General features: G+C 37.2%; 15 protein-coding genes and 2 pseudogenes. 10 read left to right on the top strand and 7 right to left on the bottom strand.

All coding sequences use genetic code 11. From position 1 onward, the window contains the following. On the bottom strand, positions 1 to 2,397 hold a 2,397-nt coding region (locus CCY97_RS07385; protein WP_146744528.1), incomplete at its 3' end, for a hypothetical protein. 263 nt (positions 2,398 to 2,660) lie between these two features. Here CCY97_RS07385 and lysA point away from each other — a divergent pair. The 7 genes from lysA to CCY97_RS07345 all read left to right on the top strand — a co-directional run bounded on the left by lysA (position 2,661) and on the right by CCY97_RS07345 (position 10,654). Continuing rightward, positions 2,661 to 3,896 carry a diaminopimelate decarboxylase gene (lysA, locus tag CCY97_RS07375; RefSeq protein WP_112064828.1) on the top strand — a complete coding sequence of 412 codons (1,236 nt, stop codon included), beginning with the start codon at positions 2,661 to 2,663 and terminating at the stop codon, positions 3,894 to 3,896. 8 nt (positions 3,897 to 3,904) lie between these two features. Beyond that, complete coding sequence (gene pheA / locus CCY97_RS07370; RefSeq protein WP_112064827.1) at positions 3,905 to 4,990, top strand: prephenate dehydratase; 1,086 nt, start codon at positions 3,905 to 3,907, stop codon at positions 4,988 to 4,990. Positions 4,991 to 5,016: 26 nt separating this feature from the next. Further along, on the top strand, positions 5,017 to 5,928 hold the full coding sequence (locus CCY97_RS07365; protein ID WP_112064826.1) for a phosphatidylglycerol lysyltransferase domain-containing protein: 912 nt from the start codon (positions 5,017 to 5,019) through the stop codon (positions 5,926 to 5,928). Between the two features lie 66 nt (positions 5,929 to 5,994). Beyond that, positions 5,995 to 8,538: a flagellar hook-associated protein FlgL gene (gene flgL, locus CCY97_RS07360; RefSeq protein ID WP_112064825.1), complete on the top strand. Its 2,544-nt coding sequence runs from the start codon at positions 5,995 to 5,997 to the stop codon at positions 8,536 to 8,538. Continuing rightward, on the top strand, positions 8,535 to 9,302 hold the full coding sequence (locus CCY97_RS07355) for a polysaccharide deacetylase family protein (RefSeq protein ID WP_112064824.1): 768 nt from the start codon (positions 8,535 to 8,537) through the stop codon (positions 9,300 to 9,302). Before flgL ends, CCY97_RS07355 begins: the two co-directional genes overlap by 4 nt. A 7-nt stretch (positions 9,303 to 9,309) precedes the next feature. Beyond that, the gene (locus CCY97_RS07350; protein ID WP_112064823.1) at positions 9,310 to 10,101 is read left to right on the top strand and encodes a threonine/serine exporter family protein; all 792 of its coding nucleotides are present in this window, start codon (positions 9,310 to 9,312) and stop codon (positions 10,099 to 10,101) included. Then, complete coding sequence (locus tag CCY97_RS07345; protein WP_112064822.1) at positions 10,094 to 10,654, top strand: threonine/serine exporter family protein; 561 nt, start codon at positions 10,094 to 10,096, stop codon at positions 10,652 to 10,654. Before CCY97_RS07350 ends, CCY97_RS07345 begins: the two co-directional genes overlap by 8 nt. On the opposite strand, the gene ilvA is transcribed toward CCY97_RS07345, so the two are convergent. After that, on the bottom strand, positions 10,651 to 11,886 hold the full coding sequence (gene ilvA / locus CCY97_RS07340; RefSeq protein ID WP_112064821.1) for a threonine ammonia-lyase: 1,236 nt from the start codon (positions 11,884 to 11,886) through the stop codon (positions 10,651 to 10,653). The two genes, CCY97_RS07345 and ilvA, sit on opposite strands and share 4 nt — an antisense overlap. Positions 11,887 to 12,050: 164 nt before the next feature. On the opposite strand from ilvA, the gene CCY97_RS07335 reads away from it, so the two are divergent. The 3 genes from CCY97_RS07335 (at position 12,051) to CCY97_RS07325 (ending at position 18,625) form a co-directional block, all read left to right on the top strand. Next, positions 12,051 to 13,184, top strand: a complete 1,134-nt coding sequence (locus CCY97_RS07335) for an MFS transporter (RefSeq protein WP_258457099.1) — start codon at positions 12,051 to 12,053, stop codon at positions 13,182 to 13,184. A gap of 121 nt (positions 13,185 to 13,305) precedes the next feature. Beyond that, positions 13,306 to 14,130: an outer membrane beta-barrel protein gene (locus tag CCY97_RS07330; RefSeq protein WP_112064819.1), complete on the top strand. Its 825-nt coding sequence runs from the start codon at positions 13,306 to 13,308 to the stop codon at positions 14,128 to 14,130. A gap of 145 nt (positions 14,131 to 14,275) precedes the next feature. Further along, entirely contained in the window at positions 14,276 to 18,625 is a 4,350-nt protein-coding gene (locus tag CCY97_RS07325; protein WP_112064818.1) for a S8 family serine peptidase, read from the top strand. Positions 18,626 to 18,653: 28 nt separating this feature from the next. Here the strand turns inward: CCY97_RS07325 and CCY97_RS08540 are convergent. The 5 genes and pseudogenes from CCY97_RS08540 to CCY97_RS07305 all read right to left on the bottom strand — a co-directional run. Then, a pseudogene (locus tag CCY97_RS08540) lies at positions 18,654 to 18,731 on the bottom strand (hypothetical protein); the annotation flags it as partial. A gap of 40 nt (positions 18,732 to 18,771) precedes the next feature. Continuing rightward, positions 18,772 to 20,154, bottom strand: coding sequence for a biosynthetic peptidoglycan transglycosylase (locus CCY97_RS07320; protein ID WP_112064817.1), 1,383 nt, complete (start codon positions 20,152 to 20,154; stop codon positions 18,772 to 18,774). Next, positions 20,155 to 20,355 carry a hypothetical protein gene (locus CCY97_RS07315; RefSeq protein WP_112064816.1) on the bottom strand — a complete coding sequence of 67 codons (201 nt, stop codon included), beginning with the start codon at positions 20,353 to 20,355 and terminating at the stop codon, positions 20,155 to 20,157. 12 nt (positions 20,356 to 20,367) lie between these two features. After that, complete coding sequence (locus tag CCY97_RS07310; protein WP_258457098.1) at positions 20,368 to 22,209, bottom strand: pentapeptide repeat-containing protein; 1,842 nt, start codon at positions 22,207 to 22,209, stop codon at positions 20,368 to 20,370. A 1-nt stretch (position 22,210) separates the two neighbouring features. Next, positions 22,211 to 23,374, bottom strand: a pseudogene (locus CCY97_RS07305) (Eco57I restriction-modification methylase domain-containing protein); the annotation flags it as partial.

Genomic DNA, 23,374 nt, shown 5'->3' with positions numbered 1-23,374 from the left:
TGATTTTGGATTAAAGAAGCTATATCCTAATACTAGACCTTGTGTATGTCCTTTAGAGAATACTCCTTTATCGAGTTCTACTTTTGTATAAGAGTAATAAGGCAATACAAAGAAAAGATTGTTTTTATTGCTTGCATAACTAGAACTCTGAGACAACAGATCATTTCTTATAGTAGTAGCATTTGCATACAAGTTTGCATTCTTATAACTTCCCAAAGAAGAACTTGCTCTATGATGCAAAAAAGAAAGAGTATTCAATGCATTCCCCATAACACTATCTAATAATGTAGCTCTTGCAGTAGCTGTAGCTATAAGTGTTCTGTTCAATGCAGCTGCTGCTGTCTTAGAACCATCTATGTTGGCAACAAGGCCTCGGAGGAGATCGCCATCAAAGGTTATTTCACCTTGTGTGGAGACTACTTTAGTACTTGCCAAGGCATTTGCTTTTTTATCACCTTGTAATGCTTGTGCTACCTTGGTAACATCTGTATTTTCTGCACTTATGGTTAATTTCTCTAGGGTTATGTTGCCATTATTACCTTTGAACTCTATGACTTTGACTTCTTGGCCACTACTTTTATTCTCTAGTTTCCAATCTTTTATCTTGACTCCACCAGAGCCTTCACTATTGATTACAGTCTTATCGCCTGTTTTTCCTTGGTTATCAATTTCTAAGACATTTGAGCTTTTATTGGTTATGTTTCCTTGGAGTGTTCCACCTGCTGCATTCTTTACAACACCATCTATTCGACCATTCTCACCTACTACTATGACTTCTTGGCTGCCGTTATTGTCTGAGCCTAGTTGTCCGTAGTTAGTGATACCAGCTTTCGTGCCTTTCAAAGTGCCATCTACTTGAATCTTACCTGTGAGTTGGTATTTATCGCTATTTGAGCTATCTTTACCTAGTACCAAACCACTGCCATTTGTTCCTTCTACTGTAGCATTTTGTTTGATAGTAAGGCTTCCAATTATTGTCTGATCACTGTTTGTATTAGTTTTGCTTATATTTATTCCATTGACTCCACCTCTGATTATTCCTCCATCTATTTCTAGATTGTTTATAGTTGTTTGTAAAGTACCTCCAGCATTATAGAATGCTATGCCATCTTTATTGCCTTCTATGGTTCCAGAATTCTTGAGATGGGTGATAGTCCCACCTTCTATGAAGATTCCATAGTCTCCACCTTTGATAATGCCTTCGTTTTGTATAGTCTCGTATGTTGGGTTATTACCTACCAGATATCCAAACATAATACCTGCAGAGACGTTATTGTTATTGACATTATTGCCATTGCTATTGTTATTATTTATTTCTATGGTTCCAGAATTCTTGAGATGGGTGATAGTGGTTTTACTGCCAAATATAAAAATTCCAGCTCTCTTAGCTTTGATAGTTCCTTTATTATCAAAGCTTTTGATTGTATTCTTGCTGTTATGGGTACCTTCAAGATAGATTGCTGCATGTACAGTTCCATCATTTAAGCTGCCACCATAAGTACTCGCATTCTCTATAATTCCCTCATTGATAAAAGTGTCAATAGTACTCTCCTTTAAATACACCGGATGATTCTCTTTATGCTGACCACCATTATTCCTACCCTCTGCCTTTATCAATCCTTTGTTTGTAAAGTTTGTAATAGTAGCATTGGTGAGATTTATGCCTTGACCAGCTGCCTTTATAGTTCCCTCATTGATAAAAGTGCCAAGTATATTGCTTCCCTCCTCTACCTTTATTGCAACCGCATTTCCAGTTGCTGAAATAAGCTTGCCGCTTTCATTTTTAAATGTCTCAATCTTAGCACCCTTGTGGAGTCTTATAGCAGCACCGTTATCTGTTGATTCTATAGTGCCATTATTAGTGAAATTTTTCACAACAGTTTGGCCACCTTTACCATCCCCATCTGTAAAGAGATAGACTGTATCTGCAGTACTGTTTGATTTTATTGTTCCTTTATTTTCAAAGCTCTCTATTGTAGAGCCACCACGAAAGAGTATGTTCCATCTATTATTTCCTTGCCCATTTTGAATCGTTCTATTAAGAGTAGCTCCTGCTTCTATCGTTATCGTAGGAACATTGACAATACTATTATTACTACCATTACCCACTTCTAGGGTTGGATTGTTATTGTTGTTTGTTTCTTGTTGTATAACAAGTGAGCTTATAGTGCCATTGGCATCACTTTTGGTAGTGATTTTCTTACCAGATTCAAGATTGCTAATTGTAGTAGTATCACTACTACCACTACCACTTCCACTGTGATTGCTTTGACTGCTTGCGCCATTACTTCCTTTAATCTCCCACTTAGTATCTGGATGATGAGCTACTGCACTTGAGACACAAAGAGACAAAGCTGCTATGGTTGAGACAAATTTAGGTGAATATGTTGGTTTCATTATTTCCTCCATTTTGTTTGGTATATCTTAGGCTCTATATCTCTAATATATAGAGTGGTGTGATTGTAGTTGAAGTAAAAAAAAAAAAAAAGCACTTATTCTCAAAAACACACGCAAATTTCCAATAACGTGTAAAAAAGAAACAGCAAAGAAACAAGCAAAAAAGTTTTTTTGAATTCCAAAATTATCCATAGATCTTGTCCGTTTGAGATTTGGAATGCTTAAAGTATAATTCCTCACAAAAGCAGCTTTTGGAGAATTACATGCAAGAATCCTTGCTCAAAACTTGTGCGAGAGAATTTCACACACCGCTTTATGTGTATGATTTTGATGCCATAAGCATCCAACTTGAAAAATTCAAAAATGCATTCAAAGCTCGTAAGTCACTTATTTGCTACGCCTTGAAAGCAAATCCTAATCTTAGTGTGATCAATCATCTTGCTTCACTTGGTTGTGGCGCAGACTGTGTATCCATAGGAGAAGTAAGACGTGCTATTGCAGGTGGAGTACCAAAATACAAGATTATCTATAGTGGTGTGGGCAAGCGAGATGACGAGATAGAGTCTGCTTTAAAGCTTGGTATCTTGTTTCTTAATGTCGAGAGCGAAGCAGAGCTTTTGCGTATAGAATCGATTGCACAAAGCCTAGAGAGTAGAGCGCGTATTTCAATCCGAGTAAATCCTAATATCGATGCCAAAACACATCCTTATATTTCTACAGGCTTGCATGAAAATAAGTTCGGTGTAGATATAGAGCTGGCAAAAAGGCTTTATATCTATGCGAAAAAATCTCCTTTCTTAGAACCTGTCGGAATCCACTTCCATATAGGATCGCAGCTTACGACTCTGGAGCCGCTTATCCAAAGCGCTAAGATTATTGCTGACTTAGCACATAGCCTCTTAGCACTCAAGATTGATCTGAAATTCTTTGATATAGGCGGTGGGATTGGAATCTGCTATACAGATGAGCAAGAAATCGATCTCTATGAGTATGCGCAAGGGATTCTAGAAGCAATCAAAGGGCTTGATGTAACAATCATTTGCGAACCGGGGAGATTCTTAGTAGGCAGTGCGGGGGTCTTGCTTAGCAAAGTACTTTATGAAAAGCATAATGGCAGCAAACGTTTTGTGATAGTAGATGCAGCCATGAATGATCTCATGCGTCCGGCACTCTATAATGCAGTCCATAATGTGCGCATTATAGAATCTTGCAACACCACCACTCTAGAAAGCAGGGCAGATATAGTAGGTGCGATTTGTGAAAGCAGTGATTTTCTGGCTAAAGATGTTGTGGTACCTGCTTTGGCAAGTGGTGATTTGCTGGCATTTGAGAATGCAGGAGCATATGGTGCGAGCATGGCGCATACTTATAATACAAGATCGCGCCCAGCAGAAGTAGGAATACAGAAAGGCAAGTATTTTTTGCTCAAAGAGCGCGAGAGCTTTGAGGAGATGACAGCCAACGAATTGAGACTGCTACACAAGAGATTAGAACAATAGGCATACAAATGAATGATGAAGTCTTACATAACATTCGCTCTGAGATTGATAGGATTGATGAGGATATTATCGCGCTTTTAGAGGAGCGCATGGCATTGGTACATCAAGTAGGTAAGCATAAGCAGAAGACACAAAGCACAATCTATCGTCCTGAAAGAGAAAATGCAATCATCACGCGCTTGAGTAATCTCAAAAACATCTACCTCACCAAAGAAGTCATCACTGCGATCTACCAAGAAATCTTTGCCATCTCACGCAATCTTGAGCTGCCACAAAAAGTAGCCTTTCTAGGACCTATAGGAAGCTATACACACCAAGCTGCGCAAGAGAAATTTGGCAGTATGAGTGAGTATATAGCACTGAGTAATATCTCCTCTGTTTTTAAAGCTCTCAATAGCAAAAATGTGCAGTATGGCGTCGTGCCTATAGAAAACAACACAAATGGCATGGTTGGTGATACTATCGACTGCTTGCATAATAGTGAACTAAAAATCATTGCTGAGAGTATATTGCCAATCCATCATAGCTTCGCTTGCAAATCCCAGAATCTCAGCGCTATAAAAAAGATTTATTCTAAAGACATAGCTTTTGGACAATGCGATGAATTCTTGAAGGCTTATGGGCTAGATGATTTGGAGCTTGTCTCAGTGGATTCCACAGCAAAAGCAGCCCAAATGGCAAGTAAAGATAAGCATAGCGCTGCTATCTGCTCTAAAATTGCTGCAAAGCTTAATAACTTGCCAATAATGTTTGAAAATATCCAAAATGATGCCAATAATAAAACGCGCTTTGTTGTCGTGAGTGACTTTATCAATCAGCCAAGTGGAGAGGATAAAACCTCAGTTTTTGTAACACTTAAAGACTATAAAAAAGGTGGAGCGCTCTTTGGATTATTACAAGACTTCAAATCTTTTGGGATAAACCTCACTAAGATAGATTCTCGACCAATCAAGAGAAAGGGTGATTTTGGTTTTGGCTTTTTTATTGACTTCAAGGGGCACTACTTGGATTCTAATATCCAAGAGTTTTTTAAAAAACGTGGGAATGAATTGAAGTGGCTAGGAAGCTATGTGAGCTGTTTTGAATTTGCATAAATTAAGATTGAATGAATGGAGACATTATGAAATTCCACCTTCTTACAATAGAACATAAAGAAATATTTGATAAGTATCTTAGTGCCGATAATCTAGCGCTTTCGGATATAAATTTTACAAACTGCTATATGTGGCGGCATGCAAGAGAGATAAGCTTTGCAGAAGTCGCAGGGAATCTGGTCATCAAAACCCAATACCAATCCCAAGAGCCTTTTGTGTTCTATCCGATTGGGGGAGGAGATAAAGAAGCCAGCCTAGAATCCTTAAGAGAATACTTTGGCTCTCTCAATCTTGTATGCTCTATACGCTCTTTAAGCAAAGAGCAAGCAAAACAACTGCAGCAAATCTACCCATTAGCACACATACAGCAAAACCGCGATAGGTTTGATTATATCTATAATGTCAGTGAGCTTATAGCACTTAGCGGACGCAAGTATCATAAAAAGAAAAACCACCTCAACTCTTTTCTCCAAGAATATCCGCAGTTTGTTTTTGAATCTATCAGTGCGAGCAATATCGCGCAGATTCAAGAGACATATACAACGTGGTATGAAGCAAACCCAAACAAAAATGAGGGTCTAAGCTATGAACTTTTGGGCATCAATGATGCGCTCAATTCTTATGAAAGGCTTGCACTAAGAGGTGGGGTGATAAAAATCGATGGCCAGATAGCAGCCTTTAGCTTTGGAGAGGATATCCCTTGTGTGCTAGAGAATGAAGGTATAAGTGGGAGGGTGGCAGTAATCCATATAGAAAAAGCACATTCCCAATACCGTGGAATCTTCCAAGCCATAAACCAGCAAACACTCACACATTGTTTCAAAGAATGCGCTTGGGTAAATAGAGAAGAAGATTTGGGTATCGAAGGTTTGAGAAAAGCAAAGCTTAGCTACCAACCAGCATTTTTGCTAGAAAAATTTGAAGCAACAATTTCATAAATCAAATGTACTTTGGGCATTAAATTTGCTAGAGACAATACACAGAGCTAGCAAAGGAGTGGGTTCATGCGTGTAACGTTTGGCACAAAATACAATCAAATGAATTATTACCAATCCACTATGCAAGAAAAACTCACAGATATTAATACCAAGATAGCCTCTGGACTTAAGATTCAATACGGCTATCAGGACAGCTCAGTATTCAATCAGAATCTCAAGCTTGAGCATGAGGAGCTGGCACTTGAGCAAGGAATTGATAACTCAAATACCGCCTTTACGCGCACGCTTAATACAGACAAAGCACTCTCAGAGCTATCCCAAACTGCCCTACAGTTTAAGACAAAGCTTATCCAAGCTGCAAATGACATCCACTCACCTATCTCACGCGAAGCAATAGCAAGAGATTTGCAAAAGCTCAAAGAGCATATGCTAAATATCGCAAATACTTCTATTGGTGGGGAGTTTCTCTTTGCAGGGAGCAATGTCAAAACTCGACCATTTGATGATGATGGCACTTATAAGGGCAACAATGAGCGCCTAGAAACACTTATAAGCTCAAAGAATCTTATGCCTTATAACATCACTGGGAAGGAGTTGTTCTTTGGTAGGGATTCTGATGGATACAAAAGCATTACAACAAATATCAAAAAATACAACCACAGCTTGCTCAACCCCGATATTATGGACAAAATCAAACGAGGTGAAATCCCTCAAGAGGTGTATATACAGGCAACTGACACTCTAAGAGACCTCATAGGCGATGATGACAAGGATCCAAGCAACAATGGCAAAGAATTTTTTTATATGCGGGGTGTGCGCCCTGATGGCACAAGCTTTAAGAGTAAGTTTGCTCTGGATGTAGGCTATAGCGACGAAAAAAATGCCACGCGTGTGCAAGACTTACTTGATAGGATAGGCAGAGAGTTTGGCAATACTTCTCAAAACAAAGTCGTTGATGTAGGCCTGAACTTTTGGGGACAAATCGAAATCAAGAATCTTGACCCTGGTAATGCAAATCTCGACTTCCACTTGATCTCAAGCGATGCAGATGTAGAAAATATAGATGAAATCGCCAAGTCCAAAGGCAGAATCACAAGCTATACCAAAAGTCCGTTTATGACTACTTTCTCTCAAAGCTCTTTGGATTCTATCCGTGATAATTACGACCATAGAATCTCAAGGATTCCCAGTGTATTTTTCACCAAAGACAATGCGCTTGCTACCTTTAGCACAAAGCTCCGCGACCTCTTTCCAGAGGAGATTGATACTCTTGTCTTTGCCGGCACGCGTCCAAATACCGATGATGGCAAGATAGATCCAGAGCCAATAGAACCCCTACAAATAACTATCGATGATAGTATGCAAGTGCGTGATTTGCTAAGAGAGATAGATCTGCATTTTGGTGGAAGATTAAGGAGCGAGATTATCAATGGCGAGCTTGTCTTCCAAGATAACAATGTAGGCAATGCTCATAAAGACACCCAAGAGCCGCCATTTAATGCAGAGAGTGGCTTTAGTATCAAGCTCAGCACACTCTCACAAGGTGTGGAATCTAATGGCTTAAGGAGTGATCACAAAACAGAATACGATCGCTTAAGCTTTGATAATCGTGGTTCTAAACTACTCTCTAATGTCCAGCAGATTCTCAAAAGTGGTGCAGGGTTTGCTAGCGGTGAGAGTAAGCTTGTAGATGTAGCTGGTGGGAGTGTCGATGGGCAAGTTTATAATCTAGATTTGAGCGACCACAATGGCAAGGCATTGCAAGCAAGGATTGAGCTAAGCAATAAAGATGGCTCATTTCTTATCATTTCAGATAATGCAACAAACGCAGATTCAGAGATAAAAATCCCACTCTTTAGTTCCCAGAGTTTAGAGATTACAAAAGCAGATGATGTTACATACCGCCAACTTATGGATGCTATAGGTATCGCGCTGAATTTCACAAATAACGATATGCAGCAATATGCACTCACGCAAGTAAAGCCAAACACTAAGCCAACCCAAGAAGCCAAAAACGCCTATGAAGAGCTTCTTAGGTCTTCTAAAACTCGTCTGGAAGTAGATCTTAATGCACAAGGCAAAATGGTCATCAGTGATACTATGCGCTCTGTCTCTCGCATGCAGTTTATGATCTACAATGCACAAAGCAATGATTTTTCTCCCCAGGCTTTGCGTGATCATACAAGCTTGCTTACTTTCAATGCTAACAATGCTCTTACAATCGATCAGCCAGATGTCAATATGTTTGAAGGCATTGATGAAATCATTCAGGCTGTGCGTAGTGGAATCTATCGTCCAGATGGTTTTGGTGATGGCTATGATAAAAATATGCGCAACATTGGAGTACAAAATGGAATCGAACTCTTTGATCATTTTAGTAACCACATCGAAAAAATGCTAGCTCAAAATGGCGCACATACTAGAAGCTTTGAGAATGCTATCCGTCGTAATGAGGTGCTAAGAGTGCAGCTTGCTTCAATCAAAACTGATAATATCGGTACAGATATTGCCAAAACCTACAACCATTTCTCAAACCTTACGACAAACTACAACGCAGTCCTTTCATCCACAAATCGTATCAACCAAATGTCCTTAGTAAATTATCTATGAGAAATATTCCAATTATTCGCTATGAGCATATTCGAGACATCGGAGATTCTCATAGTGTCAGAGTGAGAGAGTTTGAGCGACAAATAGCTTATTTTAAGAGTTCTCATTACATTTTTTTAAGCCTTGATGAGTACTCAGAACTCAAATCCAGTGTGCTAGATAAGAAGGCTGTGTTGTTGATTTTTGAAGGTGCTTGGAGGGATTTCTATGAAAATGCCTATCCAATCCTTAAGCGATTTGGTGCAAAAGCAGGAATATTCCTCACAACCGAATGGGTACAAGAATCAAGCAAACAAGAAGCCTTAGATTCTCAAAATCCTTCTGTGTATTTAGCACATGACAAAACTCTGCTTGCCTTAGAGCAAAATCCACGCGCGTATGTTTGCACATGGAGCGAATTAGAATCTACAAAAGATCTCATAAGCTTTGGCTCACTCACCCATACCTACCAGCTATCAAATTTTGTGAGTAAGCCTTGGCATGATGATTTGCAGCTTTCAAAAGAGCTGATTGCAAAGAATCTTGGGACAAATACCACGCATCTGCTTTGGCCGCGAGGTCAGTGGGATATGAGCTTGCTTCGCACAGCCAAAAAGCTTGGCTTTAGTAGCTTTTATACCTATGAGAGCGGGCAGAATCTGCAGTCTGAAGATCTTGAGAGAAACAAAACCTTTTTGGCTACAAATAGCTTATTTGAACTCAAAAAAGAGCTTTTTGTTTGTTCGAACACATTGACTTATAAGCTCTTGCATTTTCTTTTGTGAGTGGTATATGAATAACGAGCAAATACACCAAAATATCGAAGAACTCAGCGCATTCCTTGCCCAGTACGCCATGGCATTGCTTTCAAATGGGGCTTATACCTCGCGCATTATGCGCTGCACGCAACGCATAGGAGAAAGCTATGGATATGATGTCGGCATGATTGTTTGGCTCAAAAACATCACGCTGAGCATTTCACAAAAAGACAACTATGAAAATCGTCGTACGCAAATCACTTCAAATCCTCCACTTGGAGCAAATTTCCGCATCATCTCAGAGCTAAGCGCACTAAGCTGGGAGATTTACGATGATAAGATTCCCTTGCAACTAGCTAGAGAACGATTTGAGCGCATTATGCAAACAAAGGACTTCACATTTTTACAATCTTTATTTTTTATAAGCCTTGCAAACACTGCATTTTGCAAGCTCTTTGGTGGGGATGTTGGCACACTTTTATGTGTGTTTGTAGGGACATTTGCAGGATTTGCAAGTAAGCAACTGCTAGGTTTATTGCGTATTGATATTCGTGGAATCTATGTGGTAGCGGCATTTGTATCGTCTTTTGTGGCATATATTGGTGTGTATCTGCAGCTTACAAGTACTCCAGAGATAGCCATAGGCTTAAGCATACTCTATCTTATTCCCGGGATTCAGATTATCAATGCCCTTGTTGATATACTGCACGAATACACACTTATGGCACTTAGTCGCGGGCTAAATATGGCGATTTTGCTGCTTTGTATAACATTTGGTGCTTATATGACCTTGAGTATCGCACAGGTTAATCTTATCGATGTATGAGTTTTTGCAATCTTATCCGAGAGTTTTGGAATTTCTGCATACAGATTTTTTCAATACATCTACTTCCCGTGATATTTTGATTAACATGCTGTTTGCTATGGTTGCAAGCTTTGGCTTCTCTTATCCGAGCAATCCACCCAAACGCGTGTTATTTGGCATTATATTTATCGCCGGACTTGGATACTTTATCCGCTCACTCCTTCTGCAAATTTCTTTTTTCAATCTTGCAGGGGCGAGTTTTTGTGCAAGCTTTTGTATGGGGATTGTGGCATTTCTTATCGCAAAGCAAGTGAAGGTCCCAACAGAAGTTATCGTTTTTCCGGCGCTCTTGGCACTATTTCCGGGAAGCTATGGATACAAAAGTATTCTTTCGCTGCTTATATTTGCCAAAAATACAGATAAACCAGAGCAACTACAACATTTGCTGGCATTTTTTAATAACCTCATTATTATGTTTTCTGTTTCGATTCTGCTTGTAGCAGGTGCGCTTGTAACATTCATGATTTTCTATGAGCAAAGCTTTCTCATGACAAGAGGCAGCAAAAGAACTTAATGCGTTTCATAAAACTTGTATCCGCACTCAAGCATCATACGATGGATAGATTCTTTATGCTCTTTGCCTTTTATCTCAAGTGCCAGCTCTACAATCGCATCCCCGTATTCTAGCTTCGCACTTACACGAGAATAATTGATAAACACGATATTTGCGCCCTCTTGCGTGAGTAATTCTGTGAGCTTTTGCAGACTTCCGGGTTTATCTACCAAAATCACTTGGAATTTCATCTTTCTATCGCTCTTAAGCAATGCTTTTTCGATGATGGTATTGAGCATTGTTACATCGATGTTTCCACCACTTATTATCGCGCCCACTTTAAGTTGTGGGTCTAAATCAAGCTTGTGGTGCATAAGTGCTGCTACAGGAGCTGCTCCAGCACCTTCTACGACAAGCTTTTGGGATTCAAGTAAAAAGAGGATAGCACTTGCTATCTCCTCATCATCGACTTCCACGATACAATCCACACCTTCTAGGATACATTCAAACACGCTTTGATTCACATCTCTTACAGCGATTCCATCGGCTATAGTGCGCACACTTTGGGAATTTTGGATTTTCTTTTGGTAGAAGCTTGTTTTCATAGCATTTGCGCCTTTGGCATTCACACCTACAATCTTTGTGTTTGGGCTAAGTATCTTGTAAGCACTTGCAATCCCACTTATAAGCCCACCTCCACCAATTGGCACAACCACAATATCCAATGCCTCCTCTTGTATCATCTCAAGCGCGATACTCCCTTGTCCTGCTATAACCTCGCTATCAGCAAATGGATGTATGAAGGTCAGCTCTCTTTCTTTGGCAAGATTGCGTGCGTATATATAAGATTCGTCATAATTGTTGCCTGCAAGCACCACTTCAGCACCCATTGCCTTTGTTCCCATAACCTTAAGTAGCGGCGTAGATTCAGGCATCACAATGACGGCTTTACACTGAAAATATTGGGCTGCATAAGCTACGCCCTGTGCATGATTCCCAGCGCTTGCACAAACCACTCCTTGTGAGAGAATATCTGTGCCATTTGTCTGATCATATTCTTTGAGTGTAGCGATTTTATTAAATGCGCCTCTTATCTTGAATGCACCAGTAAGCTGGAGATTCTCTTTTTTCAAAAACACTTGGGCATTGGCTATCTTGCTAAGACGGGGAGCATATGCTAGTGGATGGTAAGAGATTATTCCCTCAAGGCGTTTGGCTGCTTTTTGCACACAATCAAGAGTGAGAAGTTTCATAAAGATTCCTAAAATATATATCAAGCCGCTATTGTAATCAAGCTTTACAAAGCTTACCCATAAACTTAAAAATGAAACTTCGCTAGAATTCCGCGCTTTGGAAACTACTTTAGTCTTTAAAAGGATTTACTATTTCTGCACGCTTTGATTCCTCTTATAAGACAATCCTCATTCTCGCTCTGAGTTCGTTTTGTATGGGTGTTACAGAATTCGTCATCTCAGGGGTGCTCTTAGAAGTGCAAGCATACTTCAAAATCGATGCACACAAGGCCGGCTACCTCACGACTGCATACGCTGTAGGTGTGGTCATTGGCGCACCGATTCTTACAATTCCTATAAGTGCCTTCAATCGCAAAATACAGCTACTTCTCAATCTCTTGATTTTTGCAATAGCAAATCTGCTCATCTATCTGAGCGACAATTTTATGCTAAATGTCATTGCACGTTTTGTCGCAGGTACGCAACATGGCGTGTTTTTTGTGATTGCTACGCTTACGGCTGTGCAAGTAAGCCCAAAAGGTAAAGAATCTAGCAATCTCGCGCTCATGGTCTCAGGTCTTACAATAGCCTTAGTGAGTGGTGTGCCACTTGGTACTTTTATCGGCGAGGCATTTGGATTTAAGGCGATTTTTCTGCTTATTTTTATTTTTAGCATGACTGCTATTGTCTGCGCACTTATCTTTATGCCAAGCAATATCAAAGGAGCGCAAACCCATCTCATTTATGTAGTAAAGTCTTTGATGATTCCACAGCTTCTTAAGGTGTATTTGCTTACGATTTGCACTTGTGGTGGGGCATTTGTGCTTTATACATATTTGAGCGAACTGCTAGTAAAAGTTGTAGGCTTCTCCCAAAGTGCTATGGGCTTTATCCTGTTAGCTTATGGCGGATGCGCGATTTTGGGGAATCTCTTTGGTGGCAAGCTCACAGATTCTAAAGGTAGTATTACCTCGCTAAAAATCATCCTTCTTGCGCAATTTGTCATTTATGCGCTTATCAGCATCACTTACCATTGGCAGTGGATTCTCATAGCAAATCTTTGTCTGATGGGATTTGTGGCATTTGCTGGCATTTCCCCGCTGAAACTCAACGCAATGGATAATGCAAAGAAATACACACCAGATTTCACAGATAGCACTGTGAGTGTGAATGAAGCCTCTTTCAATGTAGGAATCGCACTTGCCAATCAAATCGGCGGACTAGTGGTAGTTGCTGCAAACTTTGGAATCACATTCAATCCACTCTTTGCCGCTATGTTTGTCTTGCCAGCTCTCATTGTGCTTTTTACCAAAAGCTAAGATGGGGTAAATAAGTAACAAACAAAATCACTCTATATAACAATTTATATTATTTTTTCTAAAAATCATATTTTGTTTATTAGAATGCGAGCCCATTTTTTAAATCTTTAAGGAGCTACGAATGAAAACAGCGAAGAATAATAATATTTCCAGTATGGGGGGGGGGCAGACTTTGAAGCTTGTCAAAAAGATGGCAACCAGCAAGCTGCCAACGAACATAAGCATGACAGGCAAAAGTATAGTAAGCAAAGGTATAGTAGGCAGTATTCTAGCTCTAGCTCTCTTCTCTAGCACACTCTCTGCAAAAAGCGGCTTGTTTGTGGGGATTGATCTAGGTGCTTCGATTCTTACCCAAGACTATAGAGGCGAAAGCAGTAGCGAAATTACCACCATGAAATATTCTTACCTTATGTCTCAGATAGGCTTTCGTCTAGGCTATCAGCATTATTTCACTCCTGCAAATGGTCTGCGTCTGTATGGAAGCTATGCATTTGCACGCACTGGTATGGTGAATGTCGAAGAAAACACACGAAATTCGGGAGCAAACCGAATAACAGACCAATACTTTTATGCGACCAAACGGCTTGAAGTGAATCTGGATTATTTGCTTGATCTTGTAAAAACTGAGAATAGTAGTGCTGGTGTGTATCTTGGTGTGTTTTATGGTGCTCCTACTATCACACTCAATAGAAAGAATGCGCGACCACATCAATTCTCAGGCGATTTGAAGCAAAGGATTGTAGGGATTAACCTTGGATTGCAAATGACTTTGGCAAACCATCATAGAATCGAAGTTGGTGCAAAAATCCCTTTGAATAAGCAAAAAGTAGAGCGTATAGACGTCGCTAATGGTTTGCCACGTGCTCCTGTGAATAACAGCACAACTAAGACTTTGTATGCCTACCAGCTAGCTAGCGTTGGGCTTTCTTATGCATTTGTGTTTTGAGGCTAGCATTTTTGGGTACAGATTCTTTAAATCTCATGAGACAACTTAGTATTTAAGGATCCTTTTAGGTTGTTTGTTATTAAGTGCTTTTTTGGTTTTTGAAAATCAATAATGTAAATCACAAGAACTTTAAGAGATATAAATCATGAAAAATCTGAAAATAATTTACATATCTTTGGTCCTCTCATCCTTGCTTTATGGACAAAATGATGCTACACAGCAATCCCAGAAAGCAGATTCCAAAGACTATGCTATGCAAATTATCAGCATGGACAAAATACGGGAAAACACATCATCGCCTACAGGTAAAGGTGTTGTTGTAGGGATTGTGGATTCAGGATTTAACACTTCTCATTCAAGCTTGCAGAGACAAAACAAATATACCATCAGTAACAATCCCTGTTGGGTTAGCAATTGTAGTCCCTATGATGCTGATAGGGGTAAAAGAGAAGTGTATGCTCATGGCACACACGTTGCTGGCATTCTATTAGGCAAAAAACTAAGTGATAATAAAAGTCCTCAAGGTATCGCTTATGATGCAAAATACCATGGAGTAGGTTATCTCCACCCACAAAACAAATACAATGGGAATCTTTACGATGAATTTAAAGACAAACAAGAGATAAAAATTATCAATAATAGCTGGGCTGTAAATTTTTACCCACTTATCAATCGCTATGAAGGATCAGGCTTTCAGGATTTTAAGGAATCCAATAAAAACGACGCACAAAAAGGCTACCAAAGCATATATAAAGGTGATGATAGATTCCAACCAGTAAGTAGCTCTAAATACTTTGCGCTTATTAATAGAGAAATAGAAATGGATCAATACAATCCAGCCGGCAAAGCAAATGGAGTTACAGGACTTTATAAACTAGCTACAGAGCGGAAAGTTCTCAATATTTTTGGTGCTGGAAATTCTGGGATGGTAAGCCCAACAGCAACAGCAGTCTTGCCTAGCTATGATGAGAATGTGCGAAGCTGGCTTGTTGTAGGAGCATTAAAAACACACAAAACAGATTCAAATAGTGCTATCACAAAGTATGTAGAAAAAACAGAAGATAAAATAACCATTAAACCCGAGGGAATTTATGCTTATAGCAACCACTTCAAAGGTTCTGCCCAGCTTTATGCGCTTATGGCACCAGGGGAATACATCAATTCTGCTAATGCGTATTATCAAAACAAAAATAATCAAAATACAGCTACTGGCACCGGAGGACCTTGTGTCAATAGTGATGGCACAACAGCCAAAGGAGATGTATGCTATATGAGTGGCACTTCAATGGCTACTCCTATGGTAAGCGGTGTAGCAGCACTTGTACAGGAGAAATATCCCTTCTTAAACGGTGCACAGATTGCAGATGTATTGCTCACAACTGCCAATAAGAATATAGAAGCACCAAAACTCATTGTAAAGAATTCTGTTAATGGCAACCAGACACAACATACAATAATTTACATCCAAGACTACAAAGATGGTGAGAAAAACAACAAAGCACCTACCAAAGAAGATAATAAAATAGATATTGAAAAAGTAAAAAAAGATTTAGAGGAGATATATAAAGACATTGATACTCGCAAAACATCAAATTCTCAAGCTACACAAGCTACACGAGTAGAGGTAAAAGGATGTAATACAGGAGACCAAGGATCTACTAGCGATGTTTGTAAGGTTGTCAATGAGCTTTTACAAGAGACACAAACTAAAATAGACCCCAAATACAACCACAATGCCATCCTTACTCTCACTAAAGAAGAAGTCTTTGGTCAAGGCATTTTGGATGCTAACAAAGCTCTAGGTGGTCTTGCTGGACTTGATGCCAATAGATTAAACTTAGAGGATATACAAGACTTCCAAGAGATTCCTAGAACACAAGAAGTTTCTGAAAGAGAAGTATCTCAACAAGCACCCCAAACACTTCAGGCAACACCAGTTTTAATACAAGCAGCACAGCCCTTAAATACTGAAGATAAAAATAATGCAAACAATGCAGATTCTCAATTAAGCCAGCAGGAGCAAGAAAGAAAAAGCCTTATTGAATCCACAAAGCAAGCTTTCTATACGCTTGATACAACAACAGACAATCCAAAAAGCACATTTATATTCAGCAATGACATATCCCAGAGAACTTGGGATAATAAATACCATCTTGATGATGCGCTCAATTCCCCAAAAGAAACTATGCAATACATAACCAAAGTAGGTCTTATAAAGAAAGGCTCTGGCACATTGGTTTTAAGCGGAGTGAATACTTACGAAGGTGCTACAAGAGTCCAAGGAGGTGTGCTAGAAATAACAGGCAAACTTACAGAATCTAACGCATATGCAGAAGGCAATGGTATCTTAAAGCTCACTGGCAATCAAAAGACTCAAGTGCAAGAGCAAGCAAAATCACAATCACAAAATGTGCAACAACCCCAATCAGATTCCACCACCTCAGATCTTGTTGCTAAAAATGCCATTGCTAGAGACAATGGTTCTGTTATCTTGCATAATAATGTTAAAGTAGGCAATCTATATGCCCAAAATCAAGGTATCATCTATGCATTTAGTGGAAGCGCAGAGTCTGCTACTATAACCAGAGGCAGCGCTCTTATTTTGACAAATCAAGTACCAGAGCATCTAAGTAATACACTTATTGCAAACCAAGCTGTCGCAGATAAAGGACAAAATCAAGAATCTCAGGCGCGATTGCAAATCCCAAATATGTCACTCCAAGCAAACCAGAATACAAATAATTCTAGTGCGAATCTCGCTCCTGCCAACCTAAATCTCAAACTTTTAAGTGATAATAGAGATTTGCCCTCTGTAAATAACAACAATGCCATTGCTGGCACACTCACTTTAGAATCCGGAGGTATCCTCGCAGGCAATGGCAAGCTACAAGGCAATGTAGAAAACAAAAGCGGTATTGTTATGGCTGGGTTTGCTCCTTATAATAAGGCATATATTGATGGGAATAATACCCTTACAATAGATGGTTCTTATACACAAAAAGATACAGGAAGCCTGCACATCCTCTATGATGGCTCAAGCAACACAAACACGAAGTTTAAGGCAAGCACCTATAAGCTTGAAGGAGGTGCTCTTGTCTTTGTCCCTACTTATAATTCTGAAAGATTACAAGCAAACCAAGAGATTACAATCACAACAGCAGACAACACAGGAAGTAACTCTTTCCAAGAAGCGCTTAAGCAAGCTATCGGACAAAATAAGCTCACTGTCAAAACATTATCAAGCAATCTTTTTGATATTGCCTTTGACAAAGAAAATTTCAAGCTCAAAGTCCAAGCCAAAGACAATCCATTCAATCTGGATTCTAAAAATACAGATCCAAATCTCTCAAATGTTTTGCAAAGTATCTTTACTGCTGATAATCTTTCCAAAGACTATGAGAATGTTATTGGCAGATTGGATATGAATGCAAATAGCAAACAATTTAATGACGCCATAGAAGAGATTATAGATTCTAGCAATCTACAAACACAAGAAGCACTCTATTTAGGACAAAACTCCTCTATATTTGAGAATCTTAACTTTACCCTAAGCAATGCCACCGCATTAGTTGGTATAAAAAATAATGTCCGTCTTGCAGCTCTTAGCACCAAACAAAGATATGCACAATTACTCGCTAATACAAGCACAAGAAGCGATGCATACTATTTGCCATTAATCCAGATGCACTCTAATAGCAGAGCACAGATACTTACACAGTTCAACTCCTCAAAGCTTAAAGCTAAAAATTATGCTGCTAACTCTTATGCTCTCAATGTCCAAGTCAAATCAATACTTACTCAAGGTTTGTTGCTTGGTGGATTTATAGATATTGATAACACCCAAGCCAATTTTAAAAATGCCAATGTCAAAGCAAATACCTTAAGTATAGGTGGGAATGCAATACTAAGTATAGGAGATTACTTTGATATTATCAGCTCTCTTAGTGCAGGCTACGGGGTGAATAAAGAGCAAAGACGTTACAGCCTTTTGAATCAAAATCTAGAAGGAAACTACAATAGCTACTATGCAATGGCTCAGATAGGAGTAGGCAAAAATATGTATTTGCACAAAAAGCTAGTTTTAAAGCCTATGCTTCTTATGCAATACAACATCATAAACAACTCCGCTTATTCTCAAAGCAAAGCTCTTTTTGCAAAAAGCTATGATTCTAGTGCCTATGATACATTAGCTAGCAGTCTAGGAGCACATTTAGGAGTGAATGCTTTAGATTCTAAGAGTTTTAAAGTCTATATCAATGCCTTTGGTTTCTATACTTACAGATTAAATACTGATTTGAGTTCAAATGTAAGATTTAGTGATTTTAGTGATAAGAGCTTTATCCAAAAAGAGAACATAGACAGAACAAGTATATATATAGGAGCAAATATAAGCACATATTATAAAAACTACTTTTTACAATTAGGCTTTAGCACACAAAGAGCAGAGTCTTATGTAAGAGAGACGCTCAATGTAACTCTAGGATTAGAGTTTTAAGAAAGATTCCTTGCATTTTTATATCCCTTTAGTTTGGCACTATGGAGTTTTTGCGTGCGGTTTTTTGGAGGGAGAAAAGCACTAAAGCTAAAAGTATGGTATAAATCGTAATCAAAGCATTTTTAAAATCATTGTATCTTATTGTTTTAGTGTTTGTATTTTTCGCGTAATTTTTCTAAAATATTTTCATTCTTGAACTCTGCTTTAATTTTCTCATTATCACAAGCCTTTGTGTATATATCAATGATTTCTCTAATATCTTGCTTATCTAAAATTTTCTCATTTTCTAATCTAGCGATAGTATCAATCACTTTTGGCAACATTGTTCCGCTTATTACAGAGATACGCTCAATAAGAAAAAATGCTTGTGCTTTTGAGAGATTTTTAATATATTTATCACAATCATAAAAATGTTGCATTGCCTGTATGATTCCAAATACTTGCTTGTCAAAACGCACGGCATTTAGATAGATTTCAAGCTGATCTTTCTTAGATAATATCTTATTAAGCCAGTAACGACTTAAACAGATTTCAGCTAATTTTCTTCTTAATCGTTTTTTATTCATATTTTCAATAAATAAAGTTCTAAAAAGTTGTTGTGTTATAGTTGAACCACCAGAAAATGGTATTTTTGAGATATAAGGTATCTCTTTAATATAAGGTATTTTTCTTGCATAGGATAGCAAAGCTCGTCCTATCGCTCTATAATCTATGCCTTTATGTTGATAAAAGTTTTTATCTTCAATAGCAACTAATATTTTTTTAGGGTTATCTAGATTAATTCCTTGTCTTTGACATTCATAAACTGATAATTTAGCTCTATATAAAATATGTTCAAAGTTATCTACGAAAGTTATGCCAAGTATTGAAAATATAAATCTAAAAATAACTAAAGACATTGTTTCGTTTATATCTAAAATACAATAAATATAAAATAGATACAATGCGACAGATATTAGAATATTTAAAGTAAGAACACATTTTAGAGAATATTCTAAAAAAATATTTACAACGAGTAATACCACAAAACACAAAATAGGAATAATAAAGTATAGATAATTAACTTTTAACTTAATGCTAAAAGGCATATTAGCACCTTCAAGCATACCTTTTTTGAACAAGAATTCTTGAGTTCCATAATCTATGCCTAACATTCTTCTTAGCATAATAATTTTTCGTTTTGCAAAAACAATAGACTTTTGCCTTTCTGCAAAGTTTTTTGTCATAAAAATAAAAAATAATATCATCAAGATAGCAATACCGATCCATATATAATCTGTATTGTTTGTAATTGCGCTAAATATTTCTTTTATTGTTTTATTTGCGCTTGATAAAAGCGAAATAATAATTGTTCCAAATGCAAGGACATATTTAACTAAGTTATCAAAAATTTTTTCTTCACTTTCAAGAATTTTACAACAGAATTTATATTCTTCTAAGGCAATATCTCTATTTTTATTTTCATCAAAGTGATAAGTGGGAAAATATTGTTTCCAAGTTGAATTATTAATTTTACTCTCAGATTCCATTTATTTCCCCTCTATGATTTTTATTTCATCGTTGGTTAGGTGGTAGAGTTTATAGACTAGAAAATCGATTTTAGATTCTAGCTTTTTGGTGTCTGTGGTGGGGTCTTTGGCTTTGGAATCTAAAATTTGCTCTACTAGGCTTATTAACTCATCGCTTAAGGCTTTGTTTGTAGAATCTATCATATAGCTAATTCCTTGCATTTTTATATCCCTTTAGTTTGGCACTATGGAGTTTTTGCGTGCGGTTTTTTGGAGGGAGAAAAGCACTAAAAACATAGAAATTATGTAAGCTAGTGTTATAAAATTTAAAAAAGGATCTGTTATCTCTAGCGTATCTGTAAAAAGCTTACCTATTAGAGGGTTTAGGATTGCAATCTTGTATCCTATAGCAATAGATACCGTCATATAAGCAATAATAACAATCAAACATCGCACAATCGCAGAATCCAGAAAGACTAATGAAAAATACATGAAAAAAAAGAGAAAGAAACCTGTAATATTTAAAAAGCTCGGCAAAAGGATTGATGGCGTTAACTTAAATAATGTCGCAACCAATACATAAAACATTATAATTACTACAAGTGGCACTATAAGCATTAGGATAAAATATCCCACATTCTTTAATAGAGCTTTTATAGAAGTCAATATCCACGGCAATATATCTTTAAAAATTTTCCATACTGAAACAATCAGATATAGCACAAGCAATAAGAGTATCACGATTTTTACATTCATAGCTACACACTCTAGAATAAACTTTGCAAATATATCTACAAAATCTATCTTTTGTAAGATATCAGAGGATGGTGCTTTGTTTTCCAAAAAATTAAAACTGCGCAACAACAAACATCCAACATACAAAGCCACCAAAAGCACAAGATTATTAAAACATCTCAAAAAATCCGTGTGATGATCACAGAGATTGCGATAGAATCTTAAAAGCAAAAAGTCTATAAACTCTTTAAAGGGTTTCATATTTTTTCTTATGCCTTCATTATCGTGTGCTTTGGTGCCTCGTTTACGCACACTTTCTCTTAGCTCAATTTCTTTGCAATAGAGTTCGAATCTATGGAATTCTGAAGCGTCTAGTAAATTATTATCTTTTATCAAAGCGTTTTTAAAAATCCTAAATGAATCTCTAAAGTCGTTTGCAAAATTATCTAAGGGCTTTTTATCATGTTTGTTATATTCTATATGCTCTTGCTTGATTTTCTCTTTTAGGCTTTCAAAATCAAAATCAAGATTTGTATTTACTACATTAAGGCTTCCCTTGAATTGTGCTTGTGAGAAATTAGGGGCTTTATCAAACTTCACTCCATAAAAACAAGCTGTTTTTTCAAACTCACATTCGTGAAAGTCAGCGGAATCTTTAAAAGTAGAGTTATTAAAATAAGCATTACTATAAAATCGTGCATTTTGGAATGCTGCCCCATGAAATTCATTATTCTTAAAATACACATTATCATGAAATTGACAATTTAAAAAATTACCATCTTTAAAGCTACAGCTCCCAAAATGAAAGCCTTTTTCAAGATTTGGGTCATTTATTTCTCTACCAAAACAAACTTCATTTCTAAAAATAGAATCTCGACAATCAATAGATAATAAATTCACGCCAAAAGCCATTACATTATCGTGAAAAACACATTGTGTAAGATAAAGCTTATTTTTAAATTCACAACCAAAAAACCCTACTTCTCTATAAAATGTATTTCTTGAAAAATTTATACTTTTAGAAAACACAACATTCTCGAAAATAAGCTTTTCTTTAAATTCCTGTTCATTTACTAATAAATCTTGTGAAAAATGACACTTAGTGAATTTTAAAGGAAAGTTTCGTAATTGGCTAAAATCTACTTCCTTTTTAATTTCTAATTCTTGCAATGTTGATATAAGATAAACTTGCTCTTTCTCATCATAATTAATACAGCCTTTATTAATGCCCAATACTTTGGCTATATCCTCTATCCTTTGTCCCATTTGATTAACACCCAATACTTTGGCTATATCCTTTATCCTTTGATGTGTATCCTTTATGTTTTGAATCCTTTCCATTTTATTTTCCCTCTATGATTTTTATTTCATCGTTGGTTAGGTGGTAGAGTTTATAGACTAGATTATCAATTTTAGATTCTAGCTCTTTGGTGTCTTTTGTGGGGTCTTTGGCTTTGGAATCTAAGATTTGCTCTACTAGGCTTATAATCTCATCGCTTAAGGCTTTGTTTGTAGAATCTATTTTGGGAATAGGGATTTTCTTAGCAATTTCTGCTGAAAATTGGAAACTTCTTATTGCTTTGGCAAACACAAAACGATAACAATACCAATTTAGAAACCTTGAATGCAAAAGAGCTAGGACATAATAATTTGGAAATTCATCTCTGCAGATAATCTGATGAATAGTATTAACGATTCTTACATTATCAATATTCTTTACAATCGTTCCTGTCATTTTGATATGTGGAGTTGGATTTTCTATATGAGCAATTAATCTTTGCATTAATACACTATTATCTTTAATTATTGATTTTGGACTAGTTTTTAAAGTGTTAGAAATATATCCTTTGATTCCCCTAATAAAATATCTTTGGATTTCTTTTCCGCCATAAACCTGAAATTCTCCTTTGTTGCTAATATTTTTGTAAAAAACATCTCCCCAAATATTTTCTCCGCAATCATTAAGACTATTTGTAAAGTCTTTTAGAATGCGGACACCAATCTTCAATTCTTTTTCTGGTAAGGCATTTGGGTAAAAACCAAAAAAATCAATATATTCCTTTGGGACTTCAAGCACTTGTGAGAATCCTTGTGTTTCATTTAAAAAGCCTGTAACATAACTAGATGTTGGGGTATTTTTTTGTTTTGAGTAAATAATCATTTCAAGCAAAACATAACTCCACGCTTTGCCACAATCCACAATATGACTGACATTTGTTTTTAAAAACTCTCTAATCTGCACCCAATTATTTGCAAAAGTTAAGGCTTTTGGCACGATAAATGTATTGAATCCATTTTTGCTTAAAATCTTATCTGCTAAAAATATAAATAGCTGAGCTGTATCGCTGGAGCTTGAGTTATAAATTTCTCTATATTTTTTCTTGTCAAATTCTGTAAGATTAACCCCATAAGGTGGATTGCCTATCACTAAATCAAAGCCCAAAAAATCGCCATTGTTATCTAGCACTTCTGGGAATGCAAAGCGCCATTCAAAAGGCTTGTTTGA

It is taken from the genome of Helicobacter sp. 10-6591, from assembly GCF_003288805.1.
Classification (GTDB): Bacteria; Campylobacterota; Campylobacteria; order Campylobacterales; family Helicobacteraceae; genus Helicobacter_F.
This window is presented reverse-complemented; position numbering and strand designations above follow the sequence as displayed.